Genomic DNA, 11,567 nt, shown 5'->3' on the forward strand with positions numbered 1-11,567 from the left:
ATCAGGTAACTGGCAAAGCTCTAATAAAAGCGTGAATCATTTTTCTGATTTCTACAACAGCTTCTGAAAGTTCTTTATAAACGGTGTCATCAATATATTTTAAGTCTTTAACCAAAAGCAACTGATATTCCAACTCAGAACTTGAACCAGAAGAAATTATGAGAAACCTTTTCATTTCCGCATTGCTATTTCGGCCGCAACCTTCGGCAATATTGGTAGGGATAGACGAACTTGACCGTCGCATTTGTGAGGTTAAACCACACACTTCTTCTTTAGGAAAGGAAGCACTTACAGCATGCACTTTTAATGTTAAACAATGGCTTTTTTGCCAAACCAATAATTCAGAATAATTACGCATAGTTTAAAGATAATAAATTAATTTAAAATAAAAAGTAAAAGGTGTACAGCTTGTGTCAAGCCTCATACCTGATACCTCAAACCTCTCTATCATGATAAAAATTACCGACCTCGAAAAAATCTACCGCACCGAAGACATTGAAACTTCGGCCTTAAACAAACTAACCATCCATGTAAACGACGGCGAATTTGTAGCCGTAATGGGTCCGTCGGGCTGCGGCAAATCTACCTTGCTCAACATTTTGGGTTTGCTGGACGACCCGGATGGCGGAAGCTTTATGTTCAACAACATTGAAGTTGCCGGTTTTAATGAACGCAAACGGGCGGATTTGCGCAAACGCAACATTGGTTTTGTGTTCCAAAGCTTTAACTTAATTGACGAGTTGACCGTTTTTGAAAACGTAGAACTGCCGCTCATTTATTTAGGTGTTGATAGCGCCGAACGCAAAAAACGCGTAGATGTGGTTTTAGATAAAATGCAGATCATGCACCGCCGCAACCATTTTCCGCAGCAGCTTTCCGGCGGACAGCAGCAGCGAGTTGCTGTTGCACGCGCCGTAGTCAACAATCCAAAATTAATCTTGGCAGATGAGCCAACCGGTAACCTGGATTCATCCAATGGAAACGAAGTGATGCAATTGTTGACCGAACTGAACGAGCAGGGAACCACGATTGTGATGGTAACGCACTCGGAGCATGACGCGCGGTACAGCCACCGGATCATCAGGATGCTGGACGGGCAAACGGTTACGGAGAATTTGTTGGTGTAAGGAGTTGTCAGCGATCAGCTTTCGGCTATCAGTGATTTGCATGTTTGATACCTCTTGCCAAAAAAACATTGATAAAAGAAGCATTGACCAATCCGGTGAAGAGTTTGCGGAGTGAATAAAAGCCTCACCCAAACCCTTTCCAAAAGAGAGGGCTTTTGCAGGGCGAATATGAAAGGTCTGCACTTGGGTTCCTCCACTTTGGGGAGGTTAGGTGGGGCTAAAAATATACCGATAAAAGAAGCATCAGTAAAATCAAAAAAATATGATTAAGAATTATTTTAAATCTGCCTGGCGTACCCTTTTAAAAAATAAGGTTACTACTTTGATCAATCTTTTTGGATTGTCGGTTGGGATGACCACTGCTGTCTTTATTTTTATCTGGGTTCATAATGAAACAAGTTTTGACGAGTATCAGCCAAATAGCGACCATGTTTTTCGCATAACAAACACAATCCAAATCAATAAAAATGAGACTTGGAAATTTGAAGCTTCACCCATGCTATTGCGGGAAGCCGCTGATAGAGAAATACCGGAGGTTGCGAAATCTGTATGTCTAATTACAAATTCCTCCGACAATGTAACTTTCACTATTAAACATCAACTTTTTACAGAAAAAACCAGTGCTTATGTAGATAAAAATTGGTTTAACTTTTTTCATTACGATTTTGTGGCCGGTAACGCAAACTCTTTTAGCCGCGACCCTTTTAGTATTGTTTTGACCCAGGGAAAAGCCAAGAAATATTTTGGTGATATAGACCCGATTGGAAAAATCATTAAGGTTGATTCCGTTAACTATACTGTCCAAGGCATTGTTAAAAACAATCCGGTAAATTCCAGTTTTCAATCTGATATTATGATGCAAATAGGAGGCCGATTAGCTGACCCGCAAACATTAAAGAATGACAAATCCTGGGGCAACTTTCATTATATTACTTTTCTACAATTAAAACCGGCAGCAAACTTATCACAAGTTGAAAATAAATTAAACGATATTATCAACAAAAATAGTAAAGTCCATACAGACAAGATCAGCCTTGAAAGGTTAAAGGATATGTATTTTGAAACAGACCATCAATTTTCTACCTTACCACATGGCAACAAAAAAACAACTTACATTTTTAGCATCCTGGGCTTTTTATTATTGGTGATTGCTTGTATCAATTATATCAACCTCACAACAGCTAAAGCAAGTTTGCGGGCAAAGGAAATCAGCATCAGAAAAATTGTAGGTGCCGGAAGGTTAAACCTATTTTTTCAATTTATTACAGAATCACTTGTGATAAGTGCCTTAGCATTGTTTATTACGATACTACTTGTTAAATTATTTTTACCAATTTTCAATATCATAACTGAACAAAATTTTGAACTTCCAATTACTTCAACAATCTTGTGGCAAGTTTTATTAGAGACCTTATTGTTTGCCACTATTTTAAATGGTATATATCCGGCTGCTTTACTATCGTCCTTTAAACCATTAAATGTTTTTAGGGGCAAAAGTGTTTTAAAATTAAACGATGGTTCTATTCGCAAAGGCTTAGTTGTATTCCAATTTTCTTTATCTACCGTATTAATTATTGGTACAATTATAATTTACAAACAACTACAATTTATACAAACTATAAACCCTGGATACAATGTATCACAGATTATGTCTGTTCAAGTTCCGTTCAAAACCTTCTTTTTAAAAAAGGAAACAAGAGAGGCATTGTATGAAAATTTGAAACATAATTTACAATTACAAAGCAGCATAGCAGCAGTAAGCAGCGGAGGATCTGAAATTATTGATGTAACAGGCAGTGGTTCTGGTAATGCAGATTGGAACGGACGCGACACAAGTTATAATCCAGCTATTGCCAGGTTAAATGTTGGTGATGGTTTTCAAAAAATGTTCCGGTTAAAACTAAAAGCCGGAAATTGGTTTGAACTAGGAAATACCAATCATAATTATATTTTAAATGAAACAGCCGCTGCAAGTTTTAAGTTGCACCAACCAATTATCGGACAACGTTTTTCCTGGGGAGGCGATACAGGACAAGTTGTTGCGGTGGTAAAAGACTTTCATTACAAAAATTTGCACGAAGTGATTGGCCCGATGGTTATCACAAATGATGAAGACGATAACCCGTATTTTTTTATAAAAGTAAATCCGGGAAATATTTCAAAAGCAATAACGGCAGTTAAAGCAATATGGAACAAATCTTTTCCAGACGAACCGTTTAAATTTACTTTTTTGGATGATAGTTTTAGCCGCCTCTACAAATCTGACATTAAAACATCCCGGCTCATTCTTATTTTTTCTGTCATAGCCATTATCATTTCAGCGTTAGGGTTATTTGGATTGGCTGCATTTAATGCAGAACAACGAACCAAAGAGATTGGAATCCGCAAAGTCTTAGGAGCTTCTGTCCAACAAATCACTGCCCTCTTATCTAAAGATTTTTTGCTGCTTGTTTTAATCTCCATTGTTATTGCCTCACCAGTTGCATGGTGGGCAATGCAAAAATGGCTACAAAATTTTGCTTACCGTATCACTATGAGTTGGTGGATTTTTGCTTTGGCTGCTATCATAGCTTTGGTTATCGCTTTGGCAACCATCAGTTTTCAGGCGATAAAAGCAGCATTGGCCAATCCGGTAAAGAGTTTGCGGAGTGAATAGGTTTGGGGTAAGAGGTTTGAGGTATCAGCAGTTTGCAAAGCCTCATACCTCTCACCTCTCACCTAAAAAACATTGATAAAAGAAGCATCAAAATCTGTGTAATCAGTTTACATCTGTGTAATAAAATAAACCATGTTTAAAAACTACATCAAAATTGCGTTACGAAGGCTGCAAAAAAGTAAATTATTCACCTTGATTAATGTTGTGGGTTTAACAGCCGGTTTAGTCAGTTGCCTGCTCATTAGTTTGTTTGTCATTAATGAACTAAGTTACGACCGTTTTAACAAAAAAGCTGACCGGATTGTTCGCATGACAATGCAATACGGCGATGGCGGTGCCCAAAAAGTTGCTTTGACTGGCACCAAAGCTGGCCCGCAATTATCACGCACCTTCCCGCAAATTCAAGATTATGTAAGGTTAATGAACAGTGAGGCCATCGTTAAAAATGGCCAGGAAGTGTTTCATGAAAAGAACTTCCTGTTTGCAGACCCTTCAATTTTTAATATTTTCTCTTTCAAACTGATCCGTGGAAATCCAAAAACAGCTTTAAATGCGCCAAATGAGGTTGTGATTACGGCAAAAACGGCGAAAAAATATTTTAATGGTATTGACCCAATCGGTAAAACAATAAATGTCGCCATCGGGAAAGATAAAGATTACACTATAACGGGCGTAGTTGCCGATGCTCCTGAAAATTCACAGGTTAAATATGATTTTATTGCGTCGTTTACATCGCTTAAAGCAGCAGCAAGCGAAGAATGGTGGACAGCCAATTATACAACTTACTTACTTCTGAAAAATAAGGACGAATTGAAAGGTTTCCAGCGGCAGTTAAACGCTTACATGTTTGGGATAAGCAAAAATGAGCTGAAATTAGAAAACAACAGTCCCTTGCTTTACAATCTTGAACCTTTGCTTAGCGTTCACTTGTATTCGCAATTGGATGGTTTGGAACCAAGCGGCAGCATTACTACCGTTTACATACTTGGAATTATTGCTTTGCTGATACTGATGATTGCCTGTATCAACTATACTAACCTGGCTACTGTACAATCGAGTGCCCGAAGTGCGGAGATTGGTATCAGAAAAGTTTTGGGTGCAGAAAAATTACAGCTTTTCAAACAGTTTATCGGCGAATCATTTTTACTTACGCTATTATCGCTCGTCATCGCACTTATACTTGCAGCCATTCTTCTGCCCTATTTTAACCAGCTAACCGGCAAACTACTTTCATTTTCGCTGATAATGAAGCCGGTTCCGCTTATTACAATGGTGATTTTATTTATTGTAATTGCTTTTGCTTCGGGTGCCTATCCGGCATTTATACTTTCTAACACCAAGATTGTTCATATTTTAAAATCGGGATTAAGGCTTTCTTCTTCCGGTGGAACTTTGCGGAAATCGTTGATTGTTTTCCAATTTGCAGTTTCCGTATTTTTAATTGTTGCCACGATAATTATCTTACAGCAACTCAACTATATTCAAAGTAAAGATCTTGGTTATGATAAAGAACATATTTTGGTATTACCGATCACACAGCAGGTAAGACAAAATTATGAACCAATTAAAGCAGAAATCAGCAGGTTGCCACAGGTAATTAGTGTGAGTGGTGCCAATGCAACGCCAACTTTTGTGCGTTGGGGCGATGGGATCAGTACCGAAACCGGCCATGGCAAAGTCAGCTTGGATATTACGGCCCTCCCATCTGATTTAGATTTTATTAAAACAATGGGCATGAAAATCATTGCTGGAACGGACTTTACCCGTGCTGATTTGAAGCTTACAGACACCACAAATCAAAGTAAAAACTTTAAGTATACTTTTATTTTAAATGAGACTGCGGTAAAAGCTTTTGGATGGACACCAGAACAAGCGATCGGAAAGGTGGTAGATAAAAATGCTCCCGGCGTGGTAAAAGCAGTCGTAAAGGACTTTCATTTTTCGTCTTTCCACCAGCCGATTGGTCCGCTTATGTTGTTTTTAGACCGAAATTATACGAACGATTTCTTTGTTAGGGTAAGCGGAAAAAATTTGCCTGCAACCCTACATTCGTTACAGAACCTGTGGAAACAACGCGTGCCGTCAATGCCGTTTGAATATCGTTTTTTGGACGATGAATACAATAGTTTGTATGTCTCAGAACAAAGATCGGCTAAAGTTTTCAGCACTTTTTCAATACTTGCAATTTTATTGGCCTGCCTGGGTTTGTTTGGTTTGGTAGCTTTTACCACCATGCAGCGCACCAAAGAGATTGGCATACGCAAGGTTTTAGGTGCAGGAGTTAGTGGAATTGTTGCCTTAATTGCAAAAGATTTTTTAAAGTTGACCCTGATTGCCGTACTGGTGGCCTCTCCGCTTGCCTGGTACTTTATGCACGAATGGCTCCAGGGTTTTGCTTATCGTATTGCTATTAAATGGTGGGTTTTCTCTGTGGCAGGCGGTTTAGCTATTTTAATCGCCCTCCTTACCATCAGTTTTCAGGCGATAAAAGCAGCATTGGCCAATCCGGTGAAGAGTTTGCGGAGTGAATGAGGTTTGGGGTAAGAGGTTTGAGGTATCAGCAGTTTGCAAAGCCTCATGCCTGAAACCTCACACCAAAAAAGTATTGATAAAAGAAGTATCAACTAAAAACTAAAAACCATGCTTAAAAACTACATCAAAACAGCAGTAAACCACATGAGGCGGAACAAAACTTATACCGCTATCAACATTTTTGGTTTAAGTATCGGCCTTGCTTGCGTGATGCTGATTGTATTGTATATCAAAGACGATCTTAGTTTTGACCGCTTTCAAACCAACGGGGCGCAAATTTACCGGCTTGTACAAGACGGGCACGGGCCGGACGGCACGGAATATAAAAGCGGGTTTACAGGAGGCGTACAAGGCGAAACGTTTAAACAGGAAATACCCGAAATACAGGAATTTTGCAGGATAAACGGCGGCGGGGAAGAATTAGTTAAAAAAGGGGGAAATATAATTTCAGAGAAGATGCTTTATGCCGATAAAAGCTTTTTTAAAATATTCTCTTTTCCTTTAATAAAAGGCAATCCTAAAACAGCATTGGATCAAATCAGCAATGTGGTGATTACAACAGCCATTGCTAAAAAATACTTTGGCGATCAAAACCCGATAGGCAAAACTTTACAAATTAATCAAAATGGAAATTTTGTGCCTTTTATCGTATCGGGCGTAGCCAATGAAACTCCGTACAATTCTACCGTCCGTTTTGATTTTTTACTGAATATTGAACGTACGCTTCCTTCAAAATATACTTCGTTGGATTGGTTCAATTCTTTCCTCAACTCTTTTATCTATTTAAAAAAAGGCGCAAACCCACAGGTTGCAGAGCAAAAAATGGCACAGGTGTTTAACCAATATGCAGGCAAACTAATAGCCGAAATGAAAAAAACCTATGGTGAAAAAGCAGGTTCCAGTTATAAGTTACAACCTTATTATAACATTCACTTAGATAAAGATTATGGCACAGGCAACGGCATAACAGCTTCAAGCAAAATTGATTTTTCTTATATTTTAGGCGGTATTGCTTTGTTTATCCTGTTTATTGCCTGCATCAATTTTATCAACCTAAGCTTATCAAGTTCTTTAAGGCGAAGCAAAGAGATCGGGATCCGCAAAGTAAACGGCAGTACACGTTGGCAATTGATCCTGCAATTTATAGGCGAATCTTTTTTGCTAACGCTGATTGCTTCTTTTATCGCTATAACTTTAGTGGCAATCTGTTTACCAAAATTCAATCAGTTAGCGGATAAAAATCTTCAACTTTCCTATTTGGTTAACGGCCAAACCTTAGCTGTTTTTATCCTCCTTATTTTGGTCAATACTTTACTGGCCGGCTTTTATCCTGCAGTTGTACTTTCAGGTTTTAACCCAGTGCAAACTTTATATGGCAAACTTAAAATCAGCAGTAATAATTACCTGGCCAAAAGTTTGGTTGTTGTACAATTTGTGGTTGCCGTGTTTCTGGCAATCGGGACAATTGTAATGCAAAAACAGTTTAACTTGTTGATCAATGCTGACCTTGGATACAAACCGCAAAACATTGTGGATGTACGATTTCCTCAGGAGAAACATCCAAACTTTGAACTTTTTAAAAGCCAGCTTTCCAAATATTCATCTATAAAAGAAGTATCCGGACAAGTAACGCCTTTTACCGGCATGACAGGAATGGAATTTGACGTTGACGGAAAAAAATTAAACACACCGTTCTTTGAAATTGACGATCAATTTTTAAAAGAATTAAACATTCCAATTAAACAAGGAAGAGGGTTTACAACCGTTGCCGGTGATACAACACATTGTCTCATTAACCAGTTTTTTGCAAAAGCTGCCGGTTGGAAAGACAGTCCGATAGGACACTTAATTGGAGAGAATAAACACATGTATACTGTAATTGGTGTTACCGCTGATTTTCATAATGCTTCTTTAAATTCAAAGATTGAACCGCTACTTTTAAAACAACCAGCAGCCGCTACGTACGGCCAGGTATTGATAAAAATTGATGAAAACCAAAAAGTTGCTGCCTTAAAAGCCATCAATACAGAATTTAAAAAGTTGGTCCTGGATTATCCTTGCACTTATAATTTTTTAACAGATATGCTTGCCGGGCAATACGATCAGGAAAGCCGGTGGAAACAGATCATCACCATTGCTTCTGTGATGTCCATCCTGATCTCTTGTTTGGGTTTGTTTGGTTTGGCAACGCTTGCAATCGAGCAAAGGGTTAAAGAAATCGGCATACGAAAAGTATTGGGCGCAACCTTAACAGATATTACAGGAATACTGACAGTTAATTTTTTAACACTTGTTTTGATTGCCGTTGTGATTGCCTCGCCGCTTGCCTGGTATGCGATGAACAAGTGGCTGCAAAACTTCCCGTACCGCATCAATTTAAGTTTGTGGGTTTTGATTTTAACAGGTGTTGGTTCGTTGCTTATCGCCTTTATCACCATCAGTTTTCAGGCGGTAAAAGCAGCATTAGCCAATCCGGTGAAAAGTTTGAGGAGTGAATAGGTTTGAGGTGAGAGGTTTGAGGTAAGGGCATCTTGCAAAGCCTCATACCTGAAACCTCACACCAAAAAAGTATCGATAAAAGAAGCATCAGGTTTGAGGTAAGAGGCATGAGCAATTTGCAAAGTCCTCGCACCCCAAACCCCGCACCAAAATATTAAACCATAAAAGAACCACAACCATGTTCAGAAACTACATCAAAACCGCCATCCGCAGCTTTAAAAAAAACAAAGTTTACAGCTTGCTCAATGTATTTGGTTTGGCCATCGGTATTGCCTGTGCGGCACTTATTTTTTTATGGGTGGAAGATGAAGTAAACTGGGATAAATTCAACTTGAAAAAAGACAACTTGTATTTAATCCGCGAGAACCAAAAGTACGATACCTATGTGGCAACTTTCGGCTCAACACCCGGAGTAATGGGACCGGCAATGCAGGCAGAAATACCGGGCGTTGCCAATACTTGCCGGATATATGATGAGGATGCAACGCTTTTTTCTATTGGTGATAAAAATATGTATGCGGGCGGCATTTATTCGGATCCGTCTTTGTTCAGCATGTTTACCCTCCCCTTTGTACAAGGCAACTTAAAAACAGCATTTGCTCAGCAGTATTCATTGGTGATAACCCAAAAAGCAGCAAAGAAATTTTTTGGAAACGATAAAGATGTAGTTGGCAAAACAGTACGGATTGACAACAAACAGGATTACATCATTACCGGCGTATTAAAAGACCTGCCGGAAAATGCCACTTTACAATTTGAATGGGCAGCGCCTTTTAAAACCATCTACGATCAAAGCCCATGGTTGTATACTTGGGGCAATAATACATTAAGCACTTATGTTGAATTAAAACCAGGCGCAAACCCGGCATCGGTAAACAAGCAATTATACAATTTCATTCAGCAAAGAGAGCCGCAAGTTATTGCCCGTCCGTTTTTATGGAACATGGGCCAATGGCACTTATATGATGAATTTGAAAACGGCAAAGCAACCGGCGGCGGACAAATACAGTACGTTCATTTATTTTCCATCATCGCCTGGATTATCCTGTTGATCGCCTGCATCAATTTTATGAATTTGGCTACCGCCAGAAGCGAAAAACGGGCACAGGAAGTTGGCGTACGGAAAGTGTTGGGCGCATTAAAACGAAGTCTGATTACACAGTTTATTGCCGAAGCTTTGTTGATGGCTTTGCTGGCAGCAATAATTGCTGTTGTAATTACCGCCTTGATGTTGCCAACCTTTAACAATCTGGTGCAAAAACAGCTTACGTTGGGCTTTAACCAGTCCACACACCTAATTGCGCTATTGTTGATCACGCTGGTTTGCGGATTGGTAGCAGGCAGTTACCCTTCTTTATATTTATCATCTTTCAATCCGGTTGCGGTTTTAAAAGGCGTTAAGTTGAAAGACGGCAGTGCTTCTTTTATACGTAAAAGTTTGGTGGTTTTGCAGTTTACCATCTCGATTGTATTGATTATCAGCACAATAATTATTTACCAGCAAATACAGCATGTAAAAAGCAGGCAATTGGGTTTCAACAAAAACAACCTGATTGAAGCAGATGCGCAAGGCGACAGGGCAAAATACTATGATGCACTCAAACAGGATTTATTGAAAACCGGGATGGTAGAAAATATTGCTTTATCTGATCATCCCACACTTCGTGGCGGCAACAATACAAGTATTTATACTTGGCAGGGCAAAATGCCTGGCACGCAAATACTAATTTCTAACCGAAACGTTACACCGGAATTTATCAGCACTTCTCAATTAAAACTTTTAGAAGGCAGAGATTTTATTTCGACGGATTCTGTTACTTCAAAAAAACAAAATGTGATTATTACTCAATCGCTCGAAAAACTGATGGGTAAAAACAGTGCTTTGGGCAAAACTATATGGAGTTCTGGCGATACCAGCGGAACAATACTAACGGTTGTGGGCGTGGTGAACGATTACGTTTACGGCGATATGTACGGCAAGCCAAACCCGGTTTTGTTTTCTGCAACCTCGCCGGAACATGCCAATAAAATGTACCTGCGCCTCAAACCGCAAAGCAACATCGAACAAGCTTTAGTGAAGATTGAAGCAGCGATGAAAAAGAACAATCCAGCCTATCCGTTCAACTATAAGTTTGTGGACGAGCAGTTTAACCAAATGTTCATCAGCGAAACGTTGATCAGCAAATTGTCGCGCGTGTTTGCAGCGTTGGCCATCCTGATTTCCTGCCTGGGCTTGTTTGGACTGTCTGCTTATACCGCCGAAAGAAGGACAAAAGAAATTGGGATCAGAAAAGTTTTGGGTGCCAGTGTAACTGGGATTGCAGGTTTGTTGTCTGTAGATTTTTTAAAACTGGTTGGTTTATCCTGCCTGCTGTCTTTCCCCTTAGCCTGGTGGATGATGCAGAAATGGCTGCAAGGTTATCAATATCGGATAGAAATAAGCTGGTGGATATTTTTAATTGCAGCTACTATTGCCATACTGATTGCTTTGGCAACCATCAGTTTTCAAGCGGTAAAAGCAGCATTGGCCAATCCGGTTAAGAGTTTGAGGAGCGAGTGAGAAAAGGCTGTCAGCGATTAGCTTTCTGCTATCAGCGATTGACAAGTTGGAAACCTGAAACCTAAATAACAAACTATGCAAAAAGCTGAAAGCTGATTGCTAACGGCTAAAAGCTTTTTCTAAATGCTTCTTTTACCACCTAAAACTTTGTATCGAAACAGCACAGCAAGTGTATCAGAACCGAACGGATCAA

Annotated in this window: 6 protein-coding genes; 5 read left to right on the plus strand and 1 reads right to left on the minus strand. The window is 39.3% G+C overall.

From position 1 onward, the window contains the following. Position 1: 1 nt before the first annotated feature. Entirely contained in the window at positions 2-358 is a 357-nt protein-coding gene (locus Q0192_RS05325) for a four helix bundle protein (protein WP_299287196.1), read from the minus strand. 91 nt (positions 359-449) lie between these two features. Between Q0192_RS05325 and Q0192_RS05330 the strand changes: the two genes are divergently transcribed. The 5 genes from Q0192_RS05330 (at position 450) to Q0192_RS05350 (ending at position 11,374) form a co-directional block, all read left to right on the plus strand. Then, a complete protein-coding gene (locus Q0192_RS05330; protein ID WP_299287199.1) occupies positions 450-1,127 on the plus strand; it encodes an ABC transporter ATP-binding protein in 678 nt (225 codons plus the stop codon). A gap of 262 nt (positions 1,128-1,389) precedes the next feature. Continuing rightward, positions 1,390-3,783 carry an ABC transporter permease gene (locus tag Q0192_RS05335; protein WP_299287202.1) on the plus strand — a complete coding sequence of 798 codons (2,394 nt, stop codon included), beginning with the start codon at positions 1,390-1,392 and terminating at the stop codon, positions 3,781-3,783. 132 nt (positions 3,784-3,915) lie between these two features. Next, positions 3,916-6,315 carry an ABC transporter permease gene (locus Q0192_RS05340; protein ID WP_299287205.1) on the plus strand — a complete coding sequence of 800 codons (2,400 nt, stop codon included), beginning with the start codon at positions 3,916-3,918 and terminating at the stop codon, positions 6,313-6,315. Positions 6,316-6,423: 108 nt separating this feature from the next. Further along, positions 6,424-8,814 (plus strand): ABC transporter permease, encoded by a 2,391-nt coding sequence (locus tag Q0192_RS05345; RefSeq protein ID WP_299287208.1) that lies wholly within the window; start codon positions 6,424-6,426, stop codon positions 8,812-8,814. A 178-nt stretch (positions 8,815-8,992) separates the two neighbouring features. Continuing rightward, the gene (locus Q0192_RS05350) at positions 8,993-11,374 is read left to right on the plus strand and encodes an ABC transporter permease (RefSeq protein ID WP_299287211.1); all 2,382 of its coding nucleotides are present in this window, start codon (positions 8,993-8,995) and stop codon (positions 11,372-11,374) included. Positions 11,375-11,567: the final 193 nt, after the last annotated feature.

The organism is uncultured Mucilaginibacter sp. (assembly GCF_937859865.1).
In the GTDB taxonomy this organism is placed as follows: domain Bacteria; phylum Bacteroidota; class Bacteroidia; order Sphingobacteriales; family Sphingobacteriaceae; genus Mucilaginibacter_A.